Source organism: Nitrospira sp. Nam74 (assembly GCF_965152615.1).
In genome coordinates this window covers 578460-603052 of record NZ_OZ224220.1, presented here as the reverse complement: position 1 = coordinate 603052, position 24593 = coordinate 578460, and the positions used below count along the sequence as shown (strand labels likewise).

The 24593-nt window shown below is 54.4% G+C and carries 27 protein-coding genes and 2 tRNA genes; 13 read left to right on the top strand and 16 right to left on the bottom strand.

What is annotated here, in order from left to right; genetic code table 11:
* Position 1: 1 nt before the first annotated feature.
* From ACWHYZ_RS03000 to ACWHYZ_RS02980, 5 genes are all read right to left on the bottom strand, one after another.
* Positions 2-1177, bottom strand: a complete 1176-nt coding sequence (locus ACWHYZ_RS03000) for a chain-length determining protein (protein WP_447985808.1) — start codon at positions 1175-1177, stop codon at positions 2-4.
* The gene (locus ACWHYZ_RS02995) at positions 1174-1839 is read right to left on the bottom strand and encodes an ABC transporter ATP-binding protein (protein ID WP_447985807.1); all 666 of its coding nucleotides are present in this window, start codon (positions 1837-1839) and stop codon (positions 1174-1176) included. The genes ACWHYZ_RS03000 and ACWHYZ_RS02995 overlap by 4 nt, the downstream gene beginning before the upstream one ends.
* On the bottom strand, positions 1836-2612 hold the full coding sequence (locus ACWHYZ_RS02990; RefSeq protein ID WP_447985806.1) for an ABC transporter permease: 777 nt from the start codon (positions 2610-2612) through the stop codon (positions 1836-1838). Before ACWHYZ_RS02990 ends, ACWHYZ_RS02995 begins: the two co-directional genes overlap by 4 nt.
* Positions 2612-3994: a capsule biosynthesis protein gene (locus ACWHYZ_RS02985; RefSeq protein ID WP_447985805.1), complete on the bottom strand. Its 1383-nt coding sequence runs from the start codon at positions 3992-3994 to the stop codon at positions 2612-2614. The genes ACWHYZ_RS02990 and ACWHYZ_RS02985 overlap by 1 nt, the downstream gene beginning before the upstream one ends.
* Before the next feature lie 99 nt (positions 3995-4093).
* Positions 4094-4303 carry a hypothetical protein gene (locus ACWHYZ_RS02980; RefSeq protein ID WP_447985804.1) on the bottom strand — a complete coding sequence of 70 codons (210 nt, stop codon included), beginning with the start codon at positions 4301-4303 and terminating at the stop codon, positions 4094-4096.
* A 643-nt stretch (positions 4304-4946) separates the two neighbouring features.
* Here ACWHYZ_RS02980 and ACWHYZ_RS02975 point away from each other — a divergent pair.
* The gene (locus tag ACWHYZ_RS02975) at positions 4947-6089 is read left to right on the top strand and encodes a tyrosine-type recombinase/integrase (protein WP_447985803.1); all 1143 of its coding nucleotides are present in this window, start codon (positions 4947-4949) and stop codon (positions 6087-6089) included.
* Here the strand turns inward: ACWHYZ_RS02975 and ACWHYZ_RS02970 are convergent.
* The 5 genes from ACWHYZ_RS02970 to ACWHYZ_RS02950 all read right to left on the bottom strand — a co-directional run bounded on the left by ACWHYZ_RS02970 (position 6056) and on the right by ACWHYZ_RS02950 (position 8901).
* Positions 6056-6133 (bottom strand) — tRNA-Glu (locus tag ACWHYZ_RS02970). The genes ACWHYZ_RS02975 and ACWHYZ_RS02970 overlap by 34 nt on opposite strands.
* A gap of 132 nt (positions 6134-6265) precedes the next feature.
* A complete protein-coding gene (locus ACWHYZ_RS02965) occupies positions 6266-6742 on the bottom strand; it encodes a hypothetical protein (RefSeq protein ID WP_447985802.1) in 477 nt (158 codons plus the stop codon).
* A gap of 133 nt (positions 6743-6875) precedes the next feature.
* Positions 6876-6949 (bottom strand) — tRNA-Gln (locus ACWHYZ_RS02960).
* Between the two features lie 37 nt (positions 6950-6986).
* Positions 6987-8408, bottom strand: coding sequence for a glutamate--tRNA ligase (gltX, locus tag ACWHYZ_RS02955; RefSeq protein WP_447985801.1), 1422 nt, complete (start codon positions 8406-8408; stop codon positions 6987-6989).
* 76 nt (positions 8409-8484) lie between these two features.
* Positions 8485-8901, bottom strand: a complete 417-nt coding sequence (locus ACWHYZ_RS02950; protein ID WP_447985800.1) for a 2Fe-2S iron-sulfur cluster-binding protein — start codon at positions 8899-8901, stop codon at positions 8485-8487.
* A 201-nt stretch (positions 8902-9102) separates the two neighbouring features.
* Between ACWHYZ_RS02950 and ACWHYZ_RS02945 the strand changes: the two genes are divergently transcribed.
* The 7 genes from ACWHYZ_RS02945 to iscX all read left to right on the top strand — a co-directional run bounded on the left by ACWHYZ_RS02945 (position 9103) and on the right by iscX (position 14472).
* Entirely contained in the window at positions 9103-9576 is a 474-nt protein-coding gene (locus ACWHYZ_RS02945; protein ID WP_447985799.1) for an RrF2 family transcriptional regulator, read from the top strand.
* Positions 9573-10790, top strand: a complete 1218-nt coding sequence (locus ACWHYZ_RS02940; RefSeq protein WP_447985798.1) for an IscS subfamily cysteine desulfurase — start codon at positions 9573-9575, stop codon at positions 10788-10790. Before ACWHYZ_RS02945 ends, ACWHYZ_RS02940 begins: the two co-directional genes overlap by 4 nt.
* A gap of 31 nt (positions 10791-10821) precedes the next feature.
* Positions 10822-11208: a Fe-S cluster assembly scaffold IscU gene (iscU, locus tag ACWHYZ_RS02935; protein ID WP_447985797.1), complete on the top strand. Its 387-nt coding sequence runs from the start codon at positions 10822-10824 to the stop codon at positions 11206-11208.
* A gap of 31 nt (positions 11209-11239) precedes the next feature.
* Positions 11240-11593, top strand: coding sequence for a HesB/IscA family protein (locus ACWHYZ_RS02930; RefSeq protein WP_447985796.1), 354 nt, complete (start codon positions 11240-11242; stop codon positions 11591-11593).
* Between the two features lie 141 nt (positions 11594-11734).
* A complete protein-coding gene (gene hscB, locus ACWHYZ_RS02925) occupies positions 11735-12412 on the top strand; it encodes a Fe-S protein assembly co-chaperone HscB (protein WP_447985795.1) in 678 nt (225 codons plus the stop codon).
* A 10-nt stretch (positions 12413-12422) separates the two neighbouring features.
* Positions 12423-14243: a molecular chaperone DnaK gene (gene dnaK / locus ACWHYZ_RS02920; protein ID WP_447985794.1), complete on the top strand. Its 1821-nt coding sequence runs from the start codon at positions 12423-12425 to the stop codon at positions 14241-14243.
* 16 nt (positions 14244-14259) lie between these two features.
* The gene (iscX, locus tag ACWHYZ_RS02915) at positions 14260-14472 is read left to right on the top strand and encodes a Fe-S cluster assembly protein IscX (protein ID WP_447985793.1); all 213 of its coding nucleotides are present in this window, start codon (positions 14260-14262) and stop codon (positions 14470-14472) included.
* A gap of 15 nt (positions 14473-14487) precedes the next feature.
* Here iscX and ACWHYZ_RS02910 read toward each other — a convergent pair whose 3' ends face one another.
* Entirely contained in the window at positions 14488-16878 is a 2391-nt protein-coding gene (locus tag ACWHYZ_RS02910; protein ID WP_447985792.1) for a penicillin-binding protein 1A, read from the bottom strand.
* Between the two features lie 179 nt (positions 16879-17057).
* Between ACWHYZ_RS02910 and typA the strand changes: the two genes are divergently transcribed.
* From typA to ACWHYZ_RS02890, 4 genes are all read left to right on the top strand, one after another.
* Positions 17058-18947 (top strand): translational GTPase TypA, encoded by a 1890-nt coding sequence (gene typA / locus ACWHYZ_RS02905; protein WP_447985791.1) that lies wholly within the window; start codon positions 17058-17060, stop codon positions 18945-18947.
* Positions 18948-19090: 143 nt separating this feature from the next.
* The gene (locus ACWHYZ_RS02900) at positions 19091-19702 is read left to right on the top strand and encodes a hypothetical protein (protein WP_447985790.1); all 612 of its coding nucleotides are present in this window, start codon (positions 19091-19093) and stop codon (positions 19700-19702) included.
* A 152-nt stretch (positions 19703-19854) separates the two neighbouring features.
* Complete coding sequence (locus tag ACWHYZ_RS02895; RefSeq protein WP_447985789.1) at positions 19855-20328, top strand: peroxiredoxin; 474 nt, start codon at positions 19855-19857, stop codon at positions 20326-20328.
* A gap of 57 nt (positions 20329-20385) precedes the next feature.
* A complete protein-coding gene (locus ACWHYZ_RS02890) occupies positions 20386-20721 on the top strand; it encodes a thioredoxin family protein (protein WP_447985788.1) in 336 nt (111 codons plus the stop codon).
* A gap of 14 nt (positions 20722-20735) precedes the next feature.
* Here the strand turns inward: ACWHYZ_RS02890 and ACWHYZ_RS02885 are convergent, their stop codons facing one another.
* From ACWHYZ_RS02885 to rfbC, 5 genes are all read right to left on the bottom strand, one after another.
* Positions 20736-21569, bottom strand: coding sequence for a 6-pyruvoyl trahydropterin synthase family protein (locus ACWHYZ_RS02885; RefSeq protein WP_447985787.1), 834 nt, complete (start codon positions 21567-21569; stop codon positions 20736-20738).
* A 76-nt stretch (positions 21570-21645) separates the two neighbouring features.
* Positions 21646-21966: an iron-sulfur cluster insertion protein ErpA gene (gene erpA, locus ACWHYZ_RS02880; protein ID WP_447985786.1), complete on the bottom strand. Its 321-nt coding sequence runs from the start codon at positions 21964-21966 to the stop codon at positions 21646-21648.
* A gap of 83 nt (positions 21967-22049) precedes the next feature.
* Complete coding sequence (locus ACWHYZ_RS02875) at positions 22050-22211, bottom strand: hypothetical protein (RefSeq protein ID WP_447985785.1); 162 nt, start codon at positions 22209-22211, stop codon at positions 22050-22052.
* 145 nt (positions 22212-22356) lie between these two features.
* Positions 22357-22782 (bottom strand): rubrerythrin family protein, encoded by a 426-nt coding sequence (locus tag ACWHYZ_RS02870; RefSeq protein WP_447985784.1) that lies wholly within the window; start codon positions 22780-22782, stop codon positions 22357-22359.
* A 344-nt stretch (positions 22783-23126) separates the two neighbouring features.
* Positions 23127-23684, bottom strand: coding sequence for a dTDP-4-dehydrorhamnose 3,5-epimerase (gene rfbC / locus ACWHYZ_RS02865; RefSeq protein ID WP_447985783.1), 558 nt, complete (start codon positions 23682-23684; stop codon positions 23127-23129).
* 138 nt (positions 23685-23822) lie between these two features.
* Between rfbC and ACWHYZ_RS02860 the strand changes: the two genes are divergently transcribed.
* The gene (locus ACWHYZ_RS02860) at positions 23823-24587 is read left to right on the top strand and encodes a cyclase family protein (RefSeq protein WP_447985782.1); all 765 of its coding nucleotides are present in this window, start codon (positions 23823-23825) and stop codon (positions 24585-24587) included.
* Positions 24588-24593: the final 6 nt, after the last annotated feature.

The window sequence follows — 24593 nt, the reverse complement described above, 5'->3', positions numbered from 1 at the left end:
ATCAGTCTCGATGCTCCCTGATGATAGCCCTCATCAAACTGGCGATGCCGGCCAACAGGAGGGTCCCAAGGATGAACACTACCGTGTTGTAAATCCGGCGAGGTTGCAGCGGGTATTGCGGATGGGTAGGACTCTGTAGCACCGAGACCATCTTGAGGGTCCGTCCCGCATCGACACGGCCTTTCTCCAAGGCCGCGAGTGCCGTTTTATAGACCTCTTGAGCAAATTCCGCATTCATTTGGAGCCGCTGGAATTCTTCGACCGCAGTATTGAGGGTATGGCGGTCTGAAGAGGTCAACCTGGTCTGCTCCTGCCCGATCTGTTTTTTGACGGCAGCGATTTGTAGATCTAACTCGATGACCGAAGGACTTCGAGGGTGGAGATAACCTAGGAGGGCGTCGCGCTGTGTTTTCAGTGTGGTCAACTGTCCTTCGAGCTGGTTCACGATGCCGAACAGGTTTTCTGCAGTGCCCTGCGGAGAAACCATGCTTCGCTTATTCTGATAGGCGAGAAGAGCCTGGCGTGCCTGCAGTAGACGCTCGCTGATTTGGGTCACTTGTTTCTCGACAAAATCCACCTGTTCTTGGGCGAGGCGATGCGCCATTTGGTTCATATAGCGTTCGCCCTCTCCGATGAGCATGGCGTTAATGGCGTGCGCTTTTTCTGGGCTGAACGCTTCCACTCGGATGATGAGCACGCCTGAATATTCGTCCAGCTCCACGCTGACCCTTGAGCGGTAGTACCAATGAAACCACTCTTGCGACATGTCCTTGAACCAGAGTCGGGAAATGGGATCGCGGCGTGAATCACTATAGTGTTCCCGCAGACCAAGCTCCTCTTCCAACTTCGTCAGCATGTCCACGGACAACAGGTGATCGCGCAGCAGCAGTTGGTCTGCACGACCCGTGCTGCCAGAGAGGCCCAGGACACTTGAGAGGTCCATCGGCTGACTGCTTGGCATCTCAGTTTGCTGGATGATGACGTGAGCTTCGGAAACGTAGCGATCAGAGGCGACGAATGCCCAATAAAACGTGGCCATCAGGCAAACAATTACTGCCAGCCAAAATATGGGGCCTTTTCGCTTGAGTGGTTTGAAGACCGGTCCAGTCGAGCTCAAGATACCGGACACAGTACTGCCGACGGACGGCGTCTGATTCGGCGGAATAAAACCCATCATACCGCCAGACTCTCCTTATAATGCTTCAGTGCGTCGTCGATCTTGTCGAACCAGTAGGCTTTCCCTTCGTGCAACCAAATCCCACTAGTGCAAAATTCTTTCAGCGTGCCTTCTCCATGCGAAACCATGATCATGCCGGCCCGATCGGCCAGCTTCTTGAACGCATCCGCGGCTTTTTTCTTAAAGGCGGCATCGCCGGCAGCCGTCACTTCATCGGAAATATAGACATCGAAGTCAAACGCCAAGGAGAGCCCGAACTGGAGCCGCGACTTCATACCGGAGGAGTAGGTTTTCACCGGCTCATCGAAGGCCTCTCCCAATTCGGCGAAGTCTTCAATGAACCCGACGCGGTCGGGCAAATCCTGTTCGTGCCCGTGAATCCGGCAGACGAACTTGGCGTTTTGCCTTCCCGTGAGCGATCCCTGCAATCCGCCACCAAAACCCATTGGCCATGACACGTGGCAGCGGCGCTCAATCCGTCCCCGGGTCGGGCGATCGATGCCGCCGACCAGTCTAAGCAATGTCGATTTGCCCGCTCCGTTACGTCCGACCAGCCCTACATTCATCTTTGGCGGTATGGTGAAGGTGACACCTTGGAGGACCCACTTGCCATTGCCATGATCTGTTCGATAACGCTTGTAAACATCCTCCACCATGATCATTGCGCTGCGAGCCTCGTGGCGAATCGGACGTGAAGCGCGAGACCGAGGCAGAGAGTTACCAAAGCAAAGCCGACGATGTACCCCGCACTCACTCCAGAAATGGTGTGGTATTGAGGGAAAAATCCTGTTCGGACCAGTTCGATTCCATGGACCAACGGATTGAGAAGGAACCAGTCTTGATAGGCAGGGGGGATCACCGAAGGCGGATACATGATCCCAGACAACAGATATAAAGGTCGGAACACCATTCCCGCCACTTTTTCGACTTCCGGTATTAATTGAGACGCGACTGACAACATGAGTCCCAACCCCACACCGGCGAGCCACAATGTGGCGAATGCCAGCATGACGCCCAAGAAGTCTTGCGGAAAGATTTGGTAGCCCAGTAAACTCAGTCCCATGAACAAAAAGATTGCGCTTATGCCGAGTAGTACGGCCTCAAGCGCTGCGCGCACGAGGACGGTATCGACAGGGAGCACTTGCCGATATGTAAAGAGCGCGGCATTGGCATTGATCGCTTCCTTCGAACGCATGGCCGTGTGCTGCACGAGCAAGAACCCCAACACACCCGTGGTAATGAACAGCCCGCCCTCCACACCGGAGATCATGCTCCGCAGGATGAATCCAAAAAGCACGTTCAAGAAAATGAGGTGCACCAGCGGTTCGAGGAGGATCCACACCCATGCGGCGCGCCCGGCCGACAGCCGCGCGACGGCTTCCCGCAAGAAGAGCGCTTTCCAGACTGCCCATGTAATGAGGCCCGAGGAGCGCATCAATGATATTTTTGTACCGTGCTATCCGGCTGAGCAGGCTTCATCGCAACTAAATAAGGAGTCAGAGGCGATGCTACATGCTGACGGGTTCGTTCAGCCACGTTCGAAGCCGTTTTTTGTTTCGCATGCTGTGCTGCAGTCGTTGCCGCAGCATCGTCTGACACGACAGACGACTTCCATACAACTCCCGTATGTGAATCTCGGCTCGATAAGCGTTTGTAGACGCTTCCGTTCATTTGGGTGCGGTTAATAAGGTACGAGCGAAACGCTTGTACAATTTGACGGTTGGGCTTATGGGATTGCGCATGGCTCCAGAAATCGCTTAAGAAACCCGAGTACGTGACGCTCGCGATGTCATACAGGGCTCGACCACATGCCTTCACCGGCACACCATGGAGTAAAGCAGAAAAGCCGACCGTGCTATTCACTACCACCACCCCTCTCGTATGGTTAAACACGGTTGGCAGGTGGACGTCGTGGACCGCAAGCAGGCGTCCTTGAAGGCCGTGGCGTTGTGCCAATTCGTCACACAAGGCTGTGTAGTCCCTATAGGCCCGATCCATGGGATGATGCTTAATCACCAAACACGTGTCCGAGGGTGCATTCTTGGCAAAGTCGGATACGACATACTGGATAAAGCGTTCTACTGAGTCAAAGTCCGAATGCACGTGCATTTGCGAGTCGTAATGCACTTGTAGGGGTACGAGAAAAAATCGGCCGGAATATTCCGCCTGCAACCGTTTAAAAATCTCCCGGTCTCCGCGGTAATAGGTGCACTTGCGCCAGAGTCCTCGAAACCATGGCCAGGCCTCACGCACTGCCAATGGACGATGGTGCTGGTAATGACGAAACACCGGTCTTAGTATGGAACTGGCCACGTAATACAAGACCGCCCACAGCGCGGCGTGCCAGAAAACATTGCCTACTGGATTGGGGGAGTTCTCAGGTTTTGCGGGTGCCGTCAAATAGAAATCTGCGCCGCGGGGGAGCGTCGAAAAATCGTTAATCCCTGAGCGCTCCAGCGTGATGTAATTCGGCCGCACATACCCGGCTTCAAATACGCCCAATTCCACACCAAGCCGTTCGGTCTGTTCCCGTACACAACGATGAATCGGCCGACAGTCTCCATACATAAGGACCACGTCGACCTTGTGCTCGGCCAGCAGTTGCCCCAAAAACACGGGCCAGTCTTCCATTCGCCCTCGAAATGACACGGCGCCCATGGGATAGAATAGCCAGTCTCCACCGTTAAAATTGATTTTGCTGACCCGCGCGCCATTCTCCTTGAGATCGCGAGAGAGTCTCCTGAAAAATGGTCCCAACGGTCCCTGAAGAAGCAAGACATGCTTGCCGGAGAACCCGTTCAATCCTTTGGTGACCATCTCTAATCCTCTCGTAAATGCACGACGTGAGCTTTTTGTCTGACGACTGCCAGTCCGTCCTAATGCGCCGGATCCGATAGTTTTTGGAAATGTTAGGAACTATGCCGAGACTGGAGGGTGAAAGAGCGAATAAGCGAGAGTGGGGAGCCGAAGGATGTGCGAGGATTGATGCATGGCGCTGTACTGCACCATTCCGATTGTGCTGAGGGACGTTTCAGGAATCGGGAAGTCTTCGAGGATCGAGGACACTACATTATCGGCATCAAACTGAGGGTCCCAGAGCGTCACCGGAACCCCTAATATCTGCATGCCTACACATACGCAGAGTACTGTCACAGCCAGCAGCCGGAAGTAACCGTTCCTGGTGCCGTCGCAAGCCCACTGTAGTTCAATCACGGACGCGAATGTAGGGCATATAACTACATCTGTCAACCTAATATATAGGCCTAGAATGGCTACGTAACTGATTACCTAGTAGATTCCACGATTTTTGTCTCGCATCTCCGCCCCCTTTTCGCCGCCGGCAGTCAGCCGGTTTGTTCTAAGAACAAACCTTTCCCTGTTTGCAGAAAATCCATGCACGATCCGAACTGAGGAAGCAGGTGTTGGCCCAACGGCCCTGTCGCTTGTAAGAGCAAAGGTACTTTTTAGTCATGTGATGGTCTGGAGGGTATTTAGCGCTACTGTGTGTACAGTCGTGAAAGCCAGCACGGCTCTACTGCGCGGCGGATAAGCGGCACTGGGCCCAATGGGATTCGAACCGTATTTGAGCTGGGAAGGGTCAGAGGTCTAAGTCTCACGATGTGCCATCGAACTTGTAGACGGAAACGTTGGCACTGTGGTGAAGCGTTACTCGCTCTCCCCCTTACACATTGTTCCTCCCTTGTCGCCCTGGCTCCGCACGCGTATCCTTCTATCGGGAAGACCGCCCATCTCGGAAAGGAGGATCAGGATGGGCGTGTATCAACGAACCGATAGTAAGACCTATTGGATGTCGCTCAAGATCGAGGGCCACCGGCAGCGGCGGGATACGGGCGTGCGCGATCGACGCGTCGCCCATGAGATTTTCGCCGCCTGGCAGGTGCAGTTGGCGCGCGAACGGTGGCTTGGCCTCCCGCCGCCACCCCGGACGCATACCGTCGGGGAGCTGCTCACGGAATATGAGGCCAAGGTGACGCCCCGCAAATCCGTCGACTCCCAGCGGCGTGATCATGGCGTGCTCGCGCGCTTTCGCTCTCTCTGGGGACGCTGCCCGCTGGACGAAGTGGGTGCCAAGCGGTTAGAGGATTATCTCGCCGATCGGCTGGAAGACGTGACCTTCGCCAGTGTCTCCAAGGAGCTGGGCATTCTCAAAGCGGCCTATACGAAGGCGATCCGGTGGGGCTGGACGACCACCAACCCGGTGACAGGCTTGAGTCTCAACCAAGACGGCGAGGAGCGCATCCGCTGGCTCACCGACGACGAAGAAGCGCGGTTGCTGGCCAGCTGCGCGCCGTGGCTCCACGCGTTCGTCAGTGTCGGGCTGGATACCGGCCTGCGCCGGCGCAATCTGGTGGGGCTCCAGTGGTCCTGGGTGCAGGAGGGAGGCACCGTGCTCCTGGTGCCGCGCACGCAGGTGAAGGCCAACAAACGGACGGTGGTGATCCCGCTCACGCGCCGTGCGGCGGGGATCCTCGACCGGCAACCCCGACACGCGGGCCAGCCCCATGTGTTCACGCAGCCGGACGGGACGCCCTATCACCCGGATCGCGTCGGCATGGCGGTCATCCGGGCGGCGCGCCGCGCGGGGTTGGCCGATGTCAGCCTGCACGTGCTCCGGCATACGTTCATCAGCCGGCTGGTGCAGGCGGGCCGGCCGCTGCCGGAGGTGGCGGCGTTGGCGGGGCATCGGGACATTACGATGACGCTGCGCTATGCGCACCTGGCGCCGCGGCACTTGCGGGACGGGATCGACGCGCTGGAGGCGCGGGGCCGGCGCCTGGGGGAAGAGGGACGTCAGTTGTTCACTGACGGCCGTGTCACGCTGGAGTCACGGGAATTGGGCGGGACGCGCGTAAGTGCTGGTGGTCCCAACGGGATTCGAACCCGTGTTTGAGCCTTGAGAGGGCTCCGTCCTAGGCCAGGCTAGACGATGGGACCAGCCGGTCGTACATCCGATGAATGATCTATGGAGCGGAAGATGCGAACGGTACCATACAGATGGGGCGATTGCAATCCGATCAGGATGTGCAAGCCATAACACTTTAGATTGCCTGATGCACTGCCACTCGCCTACTTGTTTGGAGGATCGACGATGTTGACGTCCCGTAGCCCGGCGGCAGCCTGATCGGCATAGGTTCGGTAAGCCGGCCCCGTATAGGTGTCGAGAATGCGTTGGTAGGTTGCCCGTGCCTGATCATAACGTTGTTTGACCACCAGATATCGGGCCAGCGACAACCAATTTTCAACCGCGGTTTCACTCGCCGTTTTGTAAAGTACTCCTTCGCGATCGACTTGATTCATGGCCGGTTGATTCGCCCGTGTGCGAATCGTTTGGCCCATCTGGTCCGCCATCGCTTCAATTTGCTCATTGTCACGGATAGCCGACGCGACACGATCCGACTTGAGGTTCGAGTAGAACGATTCAACATGATCCTTGATGGCATCGGCACGCTGTTGGTATGGGTCGTGGGTGCAACTGAGTGTGACGAGCATGAAGGCCAAGGAGAGAACGCAACCAAGCGACGACGGTTTCACGTTCATTCTCATTTCCCCCTTCGACAACTGCACGCTAATGAATTCCGGTGCTAAGTGGTTGGCGTGAAGTGGTGCTTGGATTCAAAGACAAAGAGCCAGTTGCACATGACCGGATCTTTTCCGATTGGGAGATCATGAAGAAGGTTGGCTGGGGGACAAGGATTCGAACCTTGGTAGTCAGATCCAGAGTCTGACGTCCTACCACTAGACGATCCCCCAACCGTCCGTGCAGACTAATCGAAACGTTGTGGCAGAGTCAAGAATGGGCAGACTTCGCCAGCTCGACGCCACGTCGAAGCCGCATCATCGTAGCCTCTCGCCCCAACAAATCGATCACTTCAAAAATGCCTGGGCTCACGGCACGTCCTGTGAGTGCGACTCTCACTGGCTGCGCGAGCTGCCCCATTTTCAATCCATTCTCTTCCAGCACAGCCTTGAAGATAGCTTCGAGAGTCTCTTTGGAAAAGTCCTCGGCAGAATCAAAGTGCTGCCATAGTTTTTCAAGAATCGGCGCCATGGCCGGTGTGAGAAACTTTTGAACCGATTCCGACTCCATCATGGGGTCTTGCACCATATAGGGCTCAGCCGCGGCGGCCATCTCAATGAGCGTGCGCGCTCTTTCCCGTAGCATGATGACGAGCCGCTCCATCCATCCCGGACGTGCCTGCTTCACAGCTTGTCCATATCCCTTTTGTTCGAGAAATGGGATGAGGAGCGAGGCAACGCGCGATGGCTCTCCATGTCGAATGTGCTGGGCATTGACCCACAGCAATTTGTCGGGATTGAAGACGGCGGCCGATTTTTGCACATGCTCAAATGAGAATTTCTCGACCAACTCCTGGATCCAGAAAATTTCCTGATCTCCGGCCGACCAACCGAGACGGACAAGATAGTTGATCATCGCTTCCGGCAAATACCCCATATCCCGGTAAGCAAGAACGGAGGTGGCCCCATGCCGCTTAGAGAGTCTCGTCTTGTCGGAACCCATAATCATTGGCAAGTGTCCGAATTTAGGCACGTCGAATCCGAGCGCTTGAAACATGGGAACCTGACGAGGCGTATTGGTCAGATGATCATCGCCTCGAATCACATGAGTGATGCCCATTAGGGCATCATCTACGACGACGGAAAAGTTGTAGGTCGGATATCCGTTGGAGCGAAGAATAATCAGGTCATCCAGCACGGCATTATCAAATACGACGCGACCTTTAATCAGATCGTCGATGACTGTTTGTCCCTCTTGGGGAGCGCGGAAACGAAGGGCGGCATCGCCGCTTGGATTCAGTATGCCTTTCTCCCGGCACCGTCCATCGTATTTTTGCTGCCAGCCCTTGGCCTGAGCCTCTTGTCGTCTTGCCTCTAACTCGTCCGCGGTGCACACGCACCAGTATGCCTGTTTGCGTTCCAGCAACTGCAACGCGTGCTGACGATACAGATCCATGCGCTCCGTCTGCCGAAATGGCCCCTGATCCCAATCAAGCCCGACCCAACGCATCCCATCAATAATGGCTTGTATTGCGTCGTCCGTTGATCGACCCTGGTCGGTATCCTCAATTCGAAGGATAAATGTTCCTTTTTCGCGCCGCGCGAACAGCCAATTGAACAGGGCCGTTCGTACTCCGCCAATGTGGAGGTAGCCGGTCGGACTCGGCGCAAATCTGACTTTGACTTGGCTCATCGTTGCTTCTTATTGATCTCTGATGTCACGGGTAGGGGCATGACGGAAGCAGATACGGTAAGGCCACGGCCTACACTCAGTGCCCTTCTTTGGCAAGATTCTTATTGACAGCCGGAATTTCGATCACGACGTCCTTCGTCCCGTTCGGAACACATTGGCAGCCGAGACGAGATTGCAACGTGAGTGCCGGCGCTTCCTCGAGTTGATCGAATTCGTCGTCAGTCCCCTCATTACAGGTTTCAAATCCCTGTTTTACAACGACATGGCACGTCGAACACGCGCAAACGCCCCCACAGACATGCTCTAAATCTACCCCGGCACCCATGGCGATATCTAAAATGCTGCCCGGCAGCCCCGTAGGCCCGTATGGGATATCGTCCGGGTTCACCTGCACGACCTGCTGAGTTTTGTCCGGTTTAACGAAAGTCACAGTGTAAGGCTTGGTCGGCAGTTCAACGTCTGCTTTTTCAATATATGGATTGGTTCCACCCATTTCCGACCCCTCAATTCAATGACTTCACCAATCTAACATAGGCAATTGAAGCAATGCACGATTTTTTGATCCCATAAATTTAGATAAAACAAAGGCTTAAAATTCGTTGACAGCTGAAACAGCACAATGCTATTGTTGTATCCGACCTTTTTAATCGGAGATCTAATCAGTCGGGGACCAGTCCTTATTGGAGATGTGCCGGTGTTCAAGTTTTCAAAAAAGGCCGATTATGCGTTGATGGCTCTTCAGCATATTGCCGCGGTGCAGTTTGGCGATGTCACGAAAGCGCGTATCGTCAACACCAAGGAAATTGCGGAAGAGCATAATATTCCCGTGGAACTCTTAGCCAAGGTGCTTCAAGCACTGGCGAAACATGGTGTCGTGGAAAGTCAAAATGGTCCGAAGGGCGGATATCTGCTGGCGCGACACGCAGGCTCGATCACGATTGCGCAGGTTCTGGAAGCAATCGAAGGTCCGTTAGGCATCACCGAATGTTACCATGTGAAGGATGGGTCCTCGTGCGAGCAGCACGATCGATGCAATATCAGAACGCCTCTGCTGAAGATTCAGGACAGTATCACGCAGCTCCTAAACAGCATGACCGTGGAAGATATGATGGGTGGCTCGCCGCTGATCACGGTGCGCTCCCTTTCCGCAGAAGGAGTCGAACGATGAAGTTTCCGATTTTCATGGACAATCACTCAACAACGCCGATGGACCCTCGGGTCCTTGAAGCCATGTTGCCGTACTTCGTCGAGAAGTTCGGCAATTCAGCCAGCCGAAATCATGCGTTCGGATGGGAAGCCGAGGAAGCCGTTGAAAATGCTCGCAAACAAATCGCGCGCCTCATTCACGCCGATTCGAAAGAGATTGTCTTCACCAGCGGGGCCACCGAATCCGATAATTTGGCCATCAAAGGCGTCGTGGACATGTATCACGAGAAGGGTGACCATATCATTACGAGTTCGACCGAGCATCGAGCCGTACTGGATACGTGCAAGGCGCTTGAATCAAAACGAGGAGTCAAGGTCACGTATTTGCCAGTCGATAAGGCCGGCATGGTCAATGCGGAAGACGTTCGCAATGCCATCACTGAGAAGACCATCCTCATCACCATCATGATGGCGAACAATGAGATCGGCACTATCAATCCCATTAAAGCAATTGGAAAGATCGCCAAAGAAAAAGGCATTCTTTTCCATTGCGATGCGACACAGGGCGTAGGAAAGATCCCGGTGGATGTACAAGACATGGGAATCGACCTCGTGTCGTTCTCGGCCCACAAGCTCTATGGGCCCAAAGGGGTCGGCGCGCTGTATGTTCGAAAAAAAGCGCCTCGGGTTCGCATCGCCGCGCAGATGGATGGGGGCGGCCACGAACGTGGCATGAGGTCCGGGACGTTGGCGGTCCCCTTGATCGTAGGCTTCGGAAAAGCCGTCGAACTGTGCGAACAAGAAATGTCCACGGAATCTCAGCGTCTTTCGGCCATGAGGGATCGCTTGCAGGCCGCCATCACGAGCAAACTCGAGGAGGTCTATCTCAACGGGCATCCCATTGAACGTCTGCCCAATAATCTCAATTTGTCCTTTGCCTATGTTGAAGGCGAGTCATTGCTGATGGGGCTGAAAGAAATCGCTCTGTCATCAGGATCTGCCTGTACGTCCGCCACACTGGAACCGTCCTATGTCCTTCGAGCCCTCGGTGTCGGATCCGACTTGGCCCACTCCTCAATCCGCTTTGGATTGGGACGGTTTAACACCGAGGAAGAGGTTGACTACGTGGCAAAACGGATTATTGAAGTGGTGACGAAGCTTCGTGAAATGTCACCCTTATATGAGATGGCGAAAGAAGGCATCGATTTGAAATCCGTCCAGTGGGCGGCTCATTAAATTTCGGCACGACCAATAAGGGGGATCAGCCATGGCCTACAGTGAAAAAGTTGTCGATCATTTCAACAATCCACGCAATATGGGTTCCTTCAAGAAGGAAGAAGATGGTGTGGGTACCGGGATAGTGGGAGCCCCGGAGTGTGGGGACGTCATGAAGTTGCAGATCAAAGTCCAAAATGACACCATCGTAGATGCGAAGTTTAAGACATTCGGCTGCGGATCAGCGATTGCCAGCTCAAGCCTCGCCACCGAATGGCTGAAAGGCAAGACGGTTGACGAAGCCAATCAGATCAAGAACACGGATATCGTCCAGGAACTGAACTTACCGCCGGTGAAGATTCATTGTTCGGTCCTGGCCGAGGACGCCATCAAAGCGGCCCTGGCCGATTATAAAAAGAAGTCCACCGAACAGAAGTAAGCAAAACGACTTCGACGGAGGAGGAGAGGCGATGGAATCTCAAGAAACAACCGCCGTACCTGTGGTCACGCTCAGTGACTCAGCCATCAAGGAAGTCAAGCGGCTGATGAATGTCCAAGGAATGACCGAGGGAGGGCTTCGCCTCGGTGTCAAAGGCGGAGGATGTTCAGGATTAAGCTACACCGTCAATTTTGACGAGAAGGTCGGCCAATACGACACGGTCTATGAAATCGATGGAATTAAGGTGATTGTCGATACGAAAAGCGCCATCTACCTGCAAGGCACCCAGCTTGATTTTCAGAAGGATCTCATGAGCGGGGCGTTCAAGTTCGTCAATCCCAATGCGCAGAAGACCTGTGGGTGCGGAGAGTCGTTTTCCGCTTGATCCTTCCCCTGAACATTCCCGTACCATGAGGAACATTGTGGGTCAAGGCCGGCCCATCCGGCCGAGTCCCGCAATATTGCGAGTATTACTATAGCGATGGATCACACTCACAAAGTACAAGCGACACGCGGCGAGCTGCCCATGGCTCGCAGTATGTGCTGGCACTGCCAGTCGGAAGTCACCGGCGAGTATTTTTGTGACCGGTGTGTCAAAGTGCAGCCGCTTTCGAAGGAGTCCGATTATTTCACCTGTTTTGGACTTCCGCGTCTGCTGACCGTCGATCCGAACGCGCTCGAGACGAAGTTCTATGAACTCAGTCGGACATTTCATCCCGATTTCTTTCAGCGGAAGACTGATGCCGAGCAAGCCATTAGTCTAGGAAATTCTGCTCTGCTCAATACGGCCTATCGCACACTGAAGGATCCTGTTCGCCGAGCCGAATACCTGGTGCAACTGGAAGCGGGATCAGCAAAGGATATTCGCACATCGCCGCCCGCTGACCTCTTCGAAGAAATCCTCGAATTGCAGGAAGATCTTGACGAATACCGGTCACTGTCCGCTGAAGAGAATGCGCCAGAGCAGGCGGCACTCCAAACAAAGTTGATGGGCGAACGAGAGCATTTGGAACAGCGGCAGCGGGCAATGGAATCGGATCTACTCTCGCTTTTCACCCAATGGGACCGTCTTCACACTCAGGATGGCCATAATCCAACAGTACGCGGAGAGAAGGATGCGACGCTGAAACACATGCGCGAGATCCTTTCGAATCGGACGTATTTAGGAAACATCATCAACGACTTAACGGCCACGATAGGGTGACAGGACTTCAATGGCGCGGATTTTTGGAATCGATCTCGGCACAACGAACTCCCTCATCGCATACATGGATGGCCAGACCCCGCGGATTATTCCCGGGCGGCATGATCGGGCCATGGTGCCTTCTGTCGTGGCGCTCACAGACAATGGATTAATCGTCGGCGATCCCGCCAAAGAGCACCTTATCCGCGGCTCGGAACGGACCGTGTATTCAGTCAAGCGCTTCATGGGAAAGGGCTTGGCCGATGTCGCCGAGGAACTGAAGTATTTTCCGTATCGATTGTCCGAGCAGGGCGGCGTAATCAGGATTCAGCTTGGCGAAAAGTCATACTCGCCACCTCAGATATCAGCCATGATTCTGAAGGAGCTCAAGCGACGCGCGGAAGCACATTTAGGCGAGGACGTGTCACGAGTGGTCATTACGGTCCCCGCTTACTTCAATGACAGCCAACGCCAGGCCACGAAGGATGCGGGCATGATCGCCGGCTTGGAGGTTCTACGGATCATTAACGAACCGACGGCCGCCTCGTTGGCCTATGGGCTCCAAAAACGCACTCAAGGGCAGATCGCCGTGTTCGACCTTGGCGGCGGCACCTTTGACATCTCCATCCTCAAATTAAAAAACGGCATCTTTGAAGTGTTGTCCACTAACGGCGACACCCATCTCGGTGGAGACGATTTTGATCGGGCGGTTGCCGACCATTTCGTAAAAGAGATTCGTGCGCACCATGGAGTGGACCTACACGCCTTTCCGGACAGCATGCAGGCGGCGCGGCTTGAAGCGGAACAGGCAAAAATCAGGCTGAGTGATGAGCAGAAGACCAGTGTTAGGATTCAACTGCCTGAACGTCGCGGGGAATTCTGTAGCGAACTAACACGCAATCAGCTTGAAGCGTTGACGAAGGATCTTGTCGAACAGGCGTTAGGGCCCTGCCGCTTGGCGTTAAAGGACGCCGGCTTACAAGCGTCTGACATTGATGAGGTGGTGCTCGTCGGTGGTTCGACTCGCATGCCGCTGGTCCGCCGGCGAGTGCAGGACCTCTTCGGCAAAATACCACATAGCAACCTCAACCCGGACGAGGTCGTGGCCTTGGGCGCGGCCGTGCAGGCTGATATTCTGAGCGGCGGCATTCAGGACATGCTCCTGCTCGATGTGACCCCGCTTTCATTGGGCATCGAAACAATGGGTGGCGTCATGAGTACCCTCATCCGCCGTAACACAACGATTCCCGCCAGCGCCAAAGAAATGTTCACTACCTACGTCGACGGCCAAACCTCGGTCGATATCCACATTCTCCAAGGGGAGCGCGAGCTGGCCAAAGACAATCGAAGCTTGGCGCGTTTTCAACTAAAGGTACCGCCGTTGCCTGCCGGCGTGTCTCGTATTGAAGTGACGTTTCTGATCGATGCAAACGGCATTTTGAATGTCACGGCCAAGGATGTGCGGACTGAAAAGGTTCAGTCTATCCAAGTAAAGCCGTCCTATGGATTGTCCGATGCCGAAGTTGAACGGATGATTGGCGAATCGTTCCAATTTGCTGCAGAAGATCTGCAGGCACGGCAACTGATTGAAGCGAGAACCGAAGCCGAGGCTATCTTGAAGGCAACTGAAAAGGCACTACAGCAGGGTGGTGGGCTGATCACGGCTGAGGAAACAGCGACCATCAAAGCTTCAATGGCGTCATTACACGCTGCTCGAGACCAACGTGATCACAAAGCCATCAGGGCCCGCATTTCGGATGTGGAAAAGGCAACGCATCATCTCGCCGAAGTGCTGATGGATCATTCCTTGAAGGAAGCGCTCGAACATAAAAAACTTTCTGAATTGACGTAACCGAAGAGGAGTGGTTATGGATTTGAAGTGGAGCGATACCGAAGACATCGCCATCCAATTGGTCGAAACGCATCCTGACACGGACCCCCTCGCCGTACGATTCACGGACCTGCATAAATGGGTCACCGAGCTACCGGATTTCAAGGATGACCCGAAAAAATCAAATGAGAAGATCCTTGAAGCGATCCAAATGTCTTGGCATGAGGAATATCACGACAGCAAGTCGTAATCCCGCCGCCTTGCATTATGGCTGAACGGCGTGTGGAAGAGCCCCCACGCCATCGACTCCTTGGTCTATCTGATAGAAGCGCGTCGAATCCGTCCTGGGAGGGGCGGATTGAGTCGGCTCGGTGCCTTTCAGGAAAATCTCGACAGTACCCTGCTCGTCATGGTCCGCGGCCAACAATCCTGTCGCCGCATCAACATTGACAAACACGATATTTTCAGGAATCTCAAATGGAACTTCCGGGAGCTGCAATAAGGCCTGACGCATGAAGTCGATCCAAATCGGCAAGGCGGCATGGGCGCCCGATTCTGTCTCTCCTAGCGATCGGATATCGTCGAATCCTACCCATACGCCGACGACAATATTTGGCGTATACCCGATAAACCACGCGTCCGTATAGTCATTGGTCGTGCCGGTTTTCCCCGCCATTGGACGAGCGAGTGATTTGGCTTGTTGGCCGGTGCCTCGCTGAATGACATCTTCCAAGACGTTGGTGATGAGATACGCCGTTTCGGTTGAGATCACTTGCCGTGGGGCAAAGAGATTCTGCCCGAGTATTTGTCCACCCTGGTCCTGGACGATACCAACCGCGTACGGATCTAACCGGAGCCCCTGGTTGGCAAATACCCCATAAGCCGACGTCAATTCCAAGAGTGTCGTGCTTGACGAGCCAAGGGCGAGGGAAAGATCCTGGTTCAAGGGACTCGTAATTCCCACCGTCTTGGAAAACTCTACGACACTCTTAACGCCGATTTTGTCAAGCAGCCTCACGGTCGCAAGGTTATGAGAGTGCGTCAAGGCGTTGCGGAGTGTCGTTATTCCATGAAACTTCTTGCCATAATTCTCCGGCTTCCACGTTTTGTCAGGATCCTCTTGCTCGTACACGACCGGCGTATCCATCACCACCGTCGCGGGGCTCAAACCGGCATTGAAGGCTGTCGCATAGATAATCGGCTTGAACGCCGACCCGGGTTGGCGTCTGGCCAGCACGGTCCGATTAAACTCGCTCCGGGTGAAATCATACCCACCCACCATGGCCCGGATGGCGCCTGTACGAGGGTCCAGCGCGACCAGAGCGCCTTCTACAACGGGCGTCTGATCCAATTCAAAATAGACGGTATCACGCTCGACCGTCTTGACGGCAACCTCAATCACATCACCGGGCTTCAACAGCCCCTTTACCGTGGGAGCCACCACGACATCCTTCGAAAGATCGCGTCCTCGTAAGTGACGTTTGGCCCACGCCATATCATCAAAGAGCAGTTTCCCTTGGGTTGATCCAGCCTGCACCATCACATGGTCCTTCCCGACCTTCGTGACGACGCCTTCCATCGTGTCACCTTTTTTCAGTACAGTGTCCGATGAAGAGCGTGCCGGAACAGAGACCTTCTCGATATCTTCCACACGAAGAGGGCCTCGCCAGCCTTGGCGTTTATCGAGTTGACGAAGTCCATTGCGAAGCGCCTGCTCCGCCGCCGCCTGCATGCGTATGTTGAGCGTCGTGAAAATATCAAGACCGCCCTTGTACACCGCCGTCTCTCCGTACTTGGCCATTAACTGCTGACGGATATATTCCATAAAATACGGGGCAGTTTGAGCAGGCATGCCTCGGCGAAACGACAATAGCTGTGCAGACGCCTCTTCCCGCTCCACCGCTGTCAAAAATCCCGCTTCCGCCATTCGGGTCAACACATGCTCTTGACGCTTTTTGGCGCGCTCCGGATTTTTATACGGGGAATAGTTGTTCGGCGATTTGGGGAGGCCGGCCAGCAGCGCCGCTTCCGGCACGGTCAATTTCGAGACATCTTTGCCAAAGTAGGTCTGGGCGGCGGCACTGACGCCATAGGCGCCTTGTCCGAAATAGATCTGATTCAGGTAGGTTTCGAGGATCTGCTCCTTGGTCAACACCGTCTCAATTTTATAGGCGAGAAACAGTTCCTTCAGTTTTCTGATATAGGTCCGCTCCGGTGAGAGGAGTAGCGCTCGGGCAAGCTGTTGAGTGATGGTGCTGGCCCCTTCGACCTTGCCGCCTCTGCGCAGATTCATCCAACCGGCCCGTGCAATCCCGATGACATCCAACCCGGGATGCTCAAAGAATCGCGCGTCCTCTACGGCAATCACGGCATGGATGAACGATTGCGGAATATCGGAGAGCGGCGTCAAAATGCGCCGCTCGACGAAAAACTGCCCAACGACTTGGCGGTCATCGGAATAGACCCTACTGACAAGACTAGGTTGATAGGCGGTTACCGAGTCGAGCGATGGGAGATCTTGCAAAAGATACCAAATCGCCCCTGCCGTCCCTCCCCCAGCCACGAGGATCAGCAGGAGGAATACGAGTGACGCCTTAACCCACCAAGGGCGACGTCGTGAGCTCGGCGGCTCATCGTACAGATTAGCGTATGGCATCGCGGGAAAAACTCCAACGGGGCTTGTAGGCGGGCAGCCAAACTACCTTACAATGACAGAGCTGAAAACTCAAGGCGCTGCATTCGCTTGTAATCGCACGGGTCATGAACTATACTATCTCCCGACGCCGCACCAGTCGGCGTCTTTTTTTTGGTTCCAACAACGTACAGGGTAGCGTTATGGATGCACATGTGACGACCGACGCCGTTCAAAAAATCCGGCGCACTCCGCTTGGTCAACGGACCGACATTCGCAACATCGCCATTATTGCCCACGTCGATCATGGCAAAACTACCTTGGTCGACGCGATGCTCCGGCAGACGCACGTCCATCGGAAGATCGACGACATGGGCGAACGCATTATGGATTCGATGGACCAAGAGCGTGAGCGCGGCATCACGATCCGGGCCAAGAACGCGAGCATCACTTATCAGGGCGTCAAGATCAATATCGTCGATACGCCCGGGCATGCCGACTTCGGCGGAGAAGTAGAACGGACCCTGCGCATGGTCGAAGGCGTGCTGTTGCTGGTCGATGCCAAGGAAGGCCCTATGCCTCAAACGACCTTTGTCCTTCGGAAGGCATTGGCGCTCGGACACAAGGCTATCGTCGTGATCAATAAGATCGATCGACCGGATGCCGTCATTGACGACGTGCTCAATCGAACGTTTGACCTGTTTGTTCACTTGGGTGCGACGAATGAACAACTGGATTTTCCGATTGTGTACACGTCCGCCATTCAGGGCATTGCGACGTTGGACGTCAATAAACCGGGCAGCAATATCGCGCCCCTGTTCGAGACGATCCTGAATCACATTCCGGCTCCAGCTATTCATGCCGAAGCGCCGCTTCAGATCTTGGTGCTCGCCCTGGCGCAGGATTCGTACAAGGGGAAAATGGGAATCGGCAAGATTCAATCAGGCGCCATCGCGCGACGGCAGGCCATCATGCAGATCAAGCGTGATGGGAGCCAAGTACCTGGCAAGGTGTCTGAACTCTCAGTATTTTCAGGCCTGGAACGTATGGATGTGGAGAGTGCGACCGCCGGTGAAATTGTTGCCGTCGCGGGTATTGCCGACATCAGCATCGGGGAAACGATCGCGGATGCAACCGATCCGATTCCCTTGCCGCCGGTTACCATTGACGAGCCGACGGTACAGATGACCTTCGGGGTGAATAATAGTCCCTTCGCGGGTCGAGAAGGCAAATATCTGACCTCGCGTCACCTCAGAGAACGACTCTTCAAAGAACTGGAGACGAATGTCTCACTTCGCGTCCATGAAACCGACAGTCCGGATCGCTTTTTAGTCGCCGGTCGTGGAGAATTGCACCTGGCGGTGCTCATCGAGCAGATGCGGCGCGAAGGATATGAGCTACAAGTCTCACAACCCGAAGTCATCATGCGCCAAGAGAATGGCGTGACCATGGAGCCCTACGAGGAGTTGACGATCGAAGTTCCCTCGGAATATCAGGGAAGCGTCATTGAAGAAGCCGGTCAACGACATGGCGAACTTCGCCACATGAAAGTGATTCATTCTGAAGGGAGTGCGAGCGACACCCACATGGAGTTTTCGATTCCGACACGCGGTGTGATCGGACTTAAAAATGTCTTGCTCGCGAAGACACGCGGCACCGTCATCATGCACCATGTGTTTCACCGATACGAAGCGGTGGACCAACGTGCTGTCATGGCGGCCCCTCATGGCTCATTAGTCGCCTATGAAGATGGAACCAGCAATGCCTATGGCCTCTATATGATCCAAGAGCGAGGCAGTCTCTTTATCGGACCTAGCGTCGACGTGTACCAGGGAATGGTCGTCGGGCAAAACAGCCGGGATGAAGACCTCGATGTGAACGTCTGCAAGGCAAAGCATCTCTCGAACATGCGGGCTTCCGGTTCGGATGAAGCGCTGGTCCTGACGCCACCCCGACAGATGACGTTAGAATATGCGCTTGAATACATCAACACCGATGAATTGGTCGAGATTACGCCGACCTCCATTCGTATCCGCAAGCGTCTGCTCAATCCGGAGGAGCGCCGAAAGGCCCGCAAGGAACGGCGTTCTTGAAAATTCGCCGGAAGGTACCGAAACCGCCCCGATCAAAACCGCCGCTCTACGTTATCGGCTTCTCGTCATCGCCAACACTCCCAGAACTTCGGGCCTGGTTCGATTTGGAATATGGCGGACCCTTGTCCTGTAAGGATCATCCCATGGGCGAGGAGACGGCCACCTCTCCGCTCATGGCTTCTCACGGCCCTTGGTCAGCATGGATGCTCTTGTCTGCTCCCTCGGCGCAGGTCGACGCATGGCAACGATGCCTGGAATGGCGACATCTGTTGTGTGCCACCGTGGGCGCCATTACGGTTACCAAAAGCAATGCAGCCGATGTCGTGCTGCACGCGGCACGTCTGGCACGCGGTCTCACGTTGCTGACTGAGGGAACGGCATACGATGTCACGATGCAGACCTATCTGAATCCATCCGATTGGACTGACCGGCCACTCATTCAATTTTCCGTGAAGGATCATGTCACCGTCGTACACTCAGACGATGCCGAACGCCGATGTGATTGGTTCTACACACGCGGACTCAGCAAATTCGGTTTGGACGAGATAGAGCTCTTTCAGCCCGTAGGCCTTCCAAGCCATACCGTTTCAGAAAATTTGCTCGACATAGCGGATGAGCTCTTGCGGATAGGTCAATCACCAAATGTCGGTTCCACGATTGGCATTCCCACGCTAGGCTTCGCGATTCGGATAGTCCGACACCGTACCCACCTATCTGCCGATACACCGCTGATTCTCAGGGAAATAGCCTGGTAGGCCTTAAGACACAAGCTTTTTCAGCGCCTTAATCGACGTGACGTCCGCACTACGCTACGCTAGGCCTTTTGACCCGTTGACAACGTTTTTCATAGCATGTTACCAAACTGAGCTTGGAAGAGGGATTTCTTCTTAACTAGGAGGAGGGTTCAATGGCCACCGATGTCGCATCAGAAATCAAAGTGGGAGATACGGCTCCCGACTTTACGCTGAAGGATCAAGACCAAAAGGACGTGAAGCTCAGTGATTTCAAAGGAAAGAAGAATGTAGTGCTCGCATTCTATCCACTGGACTGGAGCCCAGTCTGCACAGGAGAGAATAAATGCTTGACCGATGATTTTCCGAGCTTTCAATCGTCGAATGCCGAAGTGTTCGGCATCAGCGCGGACAGCTTTTTTTCCCATAAAGCCTGGGCGGATTCCCTGGGATTAAAGCATCGGCTCCTGGCTGACATGCACCGCACCGTCTCGAAGGAGTACGGGTTGTATTTCGAACCTCTGAACTGTTCCAAGCGCGCCACCGTCATTGTAGATAAGGACGGGAAGGTGGCCTATGTCAAGGTTCAAGAAATCAAGACCGCACGTGACGATAAAGAGATTCTCAGCGTCCTTCAAAAGCTGAAATAGCGCCTTGGGGAGTTCTGCCAACCGGGCGGAACTCCCTCTTACCATTAGAGGAATGCCGTGAGCGGAACGATTGAAGAAGTCAGCGATGCGAATTACGAAGAGTTCAGGCAGGCGCCAGCCGCCGTCGTCGCATACGGCATTGCCTCATGCGAGCCGTGCAATGAGTACGATCCCATTCTAGAACAGACAGCTTCGCAATTCCCGAACATCCGTATCGGCAAGGCGAAGATGCATGTGCCTGGTCGCTGTCGCGAGATCAAAAAACAACACCACTTCGAAACCTATCCCACGACCCATTTGTTTTCGCAGGGACAGTTACTGCTGACTCGGGAAGGCAAGGTCCAGGCTGATGAACTCGCGGCGCTCATCAATGATTATTTGCTGAAGGGCTAACGCTCTTTCCTCGTTTACGACTGCTCTCCAATATATTCAAAGGAGCTTTCTGGAGTTTCCGTGACTTCAATGCGCTCCAAGCGTCCTGTCGGAATGTGCTTCACCATCAGATCCCAGACGAGTTTTGCCAGGTTTTCGCCGGTTGGGAACACCTTGGCGAACGCCGGATCGTCGTTCAAGGTACGAGAATCGAATCGAGCCAGCACAGTGTCCTGCACGAGGCGATCTAGGGCCGGAAGGTCGGTCACCATACCGGTATCCGGGTCGATCCGCCCGCCGACTGTCACAGCAACGATGTAGTTGTGACCATGTAGGCTGGATGGACGGCAGCTTCCGCTGAACCGTTGATCGTCGCGTTCAGCCAAACCATCGATAGAGAGGCAATGGGCAGCAGGAAAATGATAGCGGCGCGTGATTGTCGCTGCCCCGTTTGCAATCCTTTCAGCGGTCACCTCCGCATACAAATCGTCCTCCTCATATAACCGAATCCGTTGCAATCCGACCATTTCAGGGCGTGCCAAGAGGACCGACCACAGCACGGTTGCGATATTCTCGGTGGTTGGGATTCGTTGAGAGAAGTATGGAGTGTCCAAATTGAGGTGCTTGTGATCAAACTCTAACAGCACCTCTAATAACAGTTGTTTGAGATCAAAGAGATTGACCACCATGCCCGTGTCTTGAGAGACGGAACCTGCAATAGTCACTTCCAGAAGATAATTGTGGCCATGTCCATGTTCGAGATTGCAGGCGCCGAACACCGCAGCATTACGTGCCCGATCCCAGGCAGGATTGTGATAGCGGTGCGAAGCGGAAAACTCAATTCGCTTGGTGAGGCGAACATTGCCCATAGGGCACCCTCACAATAAAAAGGGCCGGCGTCGCCTTTCGAAAAGACCGCGCCAGCCCTTAGATGAAAAGAAGTCCTTACGCGCTAAAAGAACTGCCGCACCCACAGGTCGTTTTGGCCTGCGGATTTTTAATGGCAAAGCCTGAACCTTGCAAACTGTCGACATAATCCACTTCCGCCCCGCTCAATAAGGGCGCACTTTGCGAGTCCATGATGACCTTAATATCGCCCTTTTCGATGATGCTGTCGTCCTCGCCGATTTTGGTTTCAAAAGCCATCCCGTACTGGTAGCCATGGCAGCCACCACCACGAACGTAGACCCGAAGGCCGACGGCATCCTGCTCTTCTTTCATCAGTTCACGGATCTTCTGCTCTGCACCTGCAGTAATGGTGACCATAGTTCCTCCTCTGCACAGTAGGTGTACCTGAACTATAAGGCCGCTTAGAGGTCGAGTCAACCGGGGCCCGCGAATAAAACAATTCACATGCGGAGATCGGCCAGCCATTCTTGCCTCATCTCGTCAAAAACCTTGTTACCGATTAAGAGACGGCGGCATTGCTTCAGCTCAATGATCCGCTCACGGACAATTTTGTGGAATGAACTGTGCGCGACCATCGGCATGGGTTGCCGGGCCGGCTCCATCCAACGGCAATCCCGTCACTCGACAATGGGATGCCACACCATCAGCCGAATGGCGATCGCGCCATCGTACGTCCTTCTCCGGGACGATCTCTTTCTTCCAGTCGATCGTAACCGGGCAACGTTGTGTTCGTACTGATGCTGCAGCCTATCGCTGCTTGAGGTTCTCTAGTCCATTTGTAAAGCGGTTAGCGTGGGAACGCGCGGCTTTGGCGAGCGTTTCAAACCATTCGGCCAATTCTACAAATCCCTCTTCGCGGGCTGTTTTTGCCATGCCGGGATACAGGTGCGTGTACTGGTACATTTCGCCCTCGATCGCCGACTTGAGATTCATCTCGGTATTCCCGATCGGAACACCCGTCGCCGGATCGCCTACTTCTTTGAGAAAGTCCAAATGTCCGAACGCATGGCCGGTCTCCGCTTCGGACGTATCGCGGAACAGGCCCCCGACATCCGGATAGCCTTCAATATCGGCGCGCCGCGCAAAATAAAGATAGCGGCGATTCGCCTGTGATTCGCCGGCAAATGCCTGTTTCAAGTTTTCATGACTCTTCGTACCCTTGAGCTGTGCCATGCGTCCTCCTCGTAGTAAACGATCAGGTCACCTGCCGAAGCGATGACGAACTGGACGGCATTCGCATCGAACCGCGCCGCAATCATGCCAATAACTACGAACCAACCTCGAGGCCTTCAGGGCCTCCAAGGCGTAATACATATTCTACGGCATCATTGGTTGCCACTTTTTCACTTGGCGATAGAGGGCCACATCTTTGAAATCGACGGCGAATATCGTCCAAACTCAGTTTCATTGCATTCCTTTCTAGGAACGATTCCTATAGCGAATCGCGAACTAATCGTCAATGGAGTTAGAAGAAACGGGAGAGAGCCTTCTAGTGACCTATCCGAGTTAATGGCCGGTTAGGGCCGGTGGGCCGGCAGATCACTCAGTGGAATATCGGCAAGATGTTTATAGGCTTGATCCTTTGCAGAGAGAAGCGGAACCGACACCGGCCAAGAAATGCCGATCGCGGGATCGTTCCACAGGATACCGCCTTCGTCTTGCGGAACGTAAAAGTCTGTGCACTTATAGGCAAAGGATGCAACCTCACTGAGCACGCAAAACCCGTGGGCAAACCCGGACGGGATATAGAGTTGTCGCTTATTTTGTGCAGAAAGTTCCATGCCGACCCATTGCCCAAACGTCGGGGAGCCGGGCCGGATATCTACCGCCACATCAAACACAACACCCTCTGGGACAAAGACTAACTTGCCTTGCCCCCGTGAGCGTTGATAGTGCAGCCCGCGGAGCGTGCCACGGATGGACCGCGAAAAATTATCCTGCACAAAGGGCCCGGAGATCCCCGCATCGGCATATTTTTTCGCGTGATAGGTTTCTAAAAAATATCCGCGCGAGTCTTCAAAGACATCCGGCTCGATTATGATGACACCTGGTAGTCCGGCCTCGATAAATCTCACGGCTCACCTCTTATGGGCTCGTTATCCTTGTCTCTGCGTTCAAAATCAAGACAATTGTTTTCTCTGCCGTGATCCTGGTAAGGTCCCTCGCACCACTCGAGCCTATCGATGAGAGTCGTCCTCAGACAGTACGTAACGATGGCGTGGATTACGATGATCGCGCCCGCACTGCTGGTTGCCTGTTCCTCAACCCAGCCTCGGCAGTTCGTCGATTTGACCTATCCCTTTGACGACCATACCGTGTATTGGCCGAACAACGCCTCGTTTCAGCGGGAACAAACCGATTGGGGAACGACGGCATCCGGGTACTGGTACGCGTCTGGCAAATTCTCCACAGGCGAACATGGTGGGACCCATATGGATGCGCCCATACACTTTGCCCAGGGACGAAGCACACTCGACGAAATCCCCGTGGATCGGCTCACTGGACCGGCTGTCGTCATCGACGCCCGAGCCCAGTGCGAAGGCGATTCAGACTATGAATTGACCATCAAGGATGTGCTGAACTGGGAATCTCGTTATGGCCGCATTCCTAATGGTGCGTTGGTCTTCATGTGGTCAGGCTGGGGACAACGATGGCCGGATAGAGCACGCTACTTCGGTACACCAACCCCGGATAATGCTCAAAGCTTACATTTTCCAGGGATCTCATCCCAACTCGCTGAATTCCTGATTCATCAACGAACCATTCGTGGCGTCGGCATCGACACGGCGAGCATTGATCCCGGTCGCTCCCAGGATTTTCCGGTACATCGAATCTTAAATGGCGCCGACGTGTATATTCTCGAAAATGTGGCGTCTCTGAGCCGCCTTCCCTCTCACGGCGCGACGGTCATGGCGCTGCCAATGAAGATCAAGAGCGGAACAGGCGGGCCGGTTCGCATCATCGCTTGGTTTCCTTAGTTCAAA

Excerpts from the sequence above, each read along its gene's own strand:
- ACWHYZ_RS02860 (WP_447985782.1), top strand. The coding sequence starts at position 23,823 with ATGGCGTGGATTACGATGATCGCGCCCGCACTGCTGGTTGCCTGTTCC.
- ACWHYZ_RS02910 (WP_447985792.1), bottom strand. The coding sequence starts at position 16,878 with ATGCCATACGCTAATCTGTACGATGAGCCGCCGAGCTCACGACGTCGC.
- ACWHYZ_RS02940 (WP_447985798.1), top strand. The coding sequence starts at position 9,573 with ATGAAGTTTCCGATTTTCATGGACAATCACTCAACAACGCCGATGGAC.
- hscB (WP_447985795.1), top strand. The coding sequence starts at position 11,735 with ATGGCTCGCAGTATGTGCTGGCACTGCCAGTCGGAAGTCACCGGCGAG.
- ACWHYZ_RS02900 (WP_447985790.1), top strand. The coding sequence starts at position 19,091 with ATGGGCGAGGAGACGGCCACCTCTCCGCTCATGGCTTCTCACGGCCCT.
- ACWHYZ_RS02975 (WP_447985803.1), top strand. The coding sequence starts at position 4,947 with ATGGGCGTGTATCAACGAACCGATAGTAAGACCTATTGGATGTCGCTC.
- ACWHYZ_RS02885 (WP_447985787.1), bottom strand. The coding sequence starts at position 21,569 with ATGGGCAATGTTCGCCTCACCAAGCGAATTGAGTTTTCCGCTTCGCAC.
- ACWHYZ_RS02950 (WP_447985800.1), bottom strand. The coding sequence starts at position 8,901 with ATGGGTGGAACCAATCCATATATTGAAAAAGCAGACGTTGAACTGCCG.
- iscU (WP_447985797.1), top strand. The coding sequence starts at position 10,822 with ATGGCCTACAGTGAAAAAGTTGTCGATCATTTCAACAATCCACGCAAT.
- ACWHYZ_RS02980 (WP_447985804.1), bottom strand. The coding sequence starts at position 4,303 with ATGCAGATATTAGGGGTTCCGGTGACGCTCTGGGACCCTCAGTTTGAT.
- ACWHYZ_RS02875 (WP_447985785.1), bottom strand. The coding sequence starts at position 22,211 with ATGGAGCCGGCCCGGCAACCCATGCCGATGGTCGCGCACAGTTCATTC.
- gltX (WP_447985801.1), bottom strand. The coding sequence starts at position 8,408 with ATGAGCCAAGTCAAAGTCAGATTTGCGCCGAGTCCGACCGGCTACCTC.
- ACWHYZ_RS03000 (WP_447985808.1), bottom strand. The coding sequence starts at position 1,177 with ATGATGGGTTTTATTCCGCCGAATCAGACGCCGTCCGTCGGCAGTACT.
- ACWHYZ_RS02930 (WP_447985796.1), top strand. The coding sequence starts at position 11,240 with ATGGAATCTCAAGAAACAACCGCCGTACCTGTGGTCACGCTCAGTGAC.
- dnaK (WP_447985794.1), top strand. The coding sequence starts at position 12,423 with ATGGCGCGGATTTTTGGAATCGATCTCGGCACAACGAACTCCCTCATC.
- ACWHYZ_RS02965 (WP_447985802.1), bottom strand. The coding sequence starts at position 6,742 with ATGAGAATGAACGTGAAACCGTCGTCGCTTGGTTGCGTTCTCTCCTTG.
- iscX (WP_447985793.1), top strand. The coding sequence starts at position 14,260 with ATGGATTTGAAGTGGAGCGATACCGAAGACATCGCCATCCAATTGGTC.
- ACWHYZ_RS02985 (WP_447985805.1), bottom strand. The coding sequence starts at position 3,994 with ATGGTCACCAAAGGATTGAACGGGTTCTCCGGCAAGCATGTCTTGCTT.
- ACWHYZ_RS02870 (WP_447985784.1), bottom strand. The coding sequence starts at position 22,782 with ATGGCACAGCTCAAGGGTACGAAGAGTCATGAAAACTTGAAACAGGCA.
- ACWHYZ_RS02895 (WP_447985789.1), top strand. The coding sequence starts at position 19,855 with ATGGCCACCGATGTCGCATCAGAAATCAAAGTGGGAGATACGGCTCCC.
- ACWHYZ_RS02990 (WP_447985806.1), bottom strand. The coding sequence starts at position 2,612 with ATGCGCTCCTCGGGCCTCATTACATGGGCAGTCTGGAAAGCGCTCTTC.
- typA (WP_447985791.1), top strand. The coding sequence starts at position 17,058 with ATGGATGCACATGTGACGACCGACGCCGTTCAAAAAATCCGGCGCACT.
- erpA (WP_447985786.1), bottom strand. The coding sequence starts at position 21,966 with ATGGTCACCATTACTGCAGGTGCAGAGCAGAAGATCCGTGAACTGATG.
- ACWHYZ_RS02995 (WP_447985807.1), bottom strand. The coding sequence starts at position 1,839 with ATGATCATGGTGGAGGATGTTTACAAGCGTTATCGAACAGATCATGGC.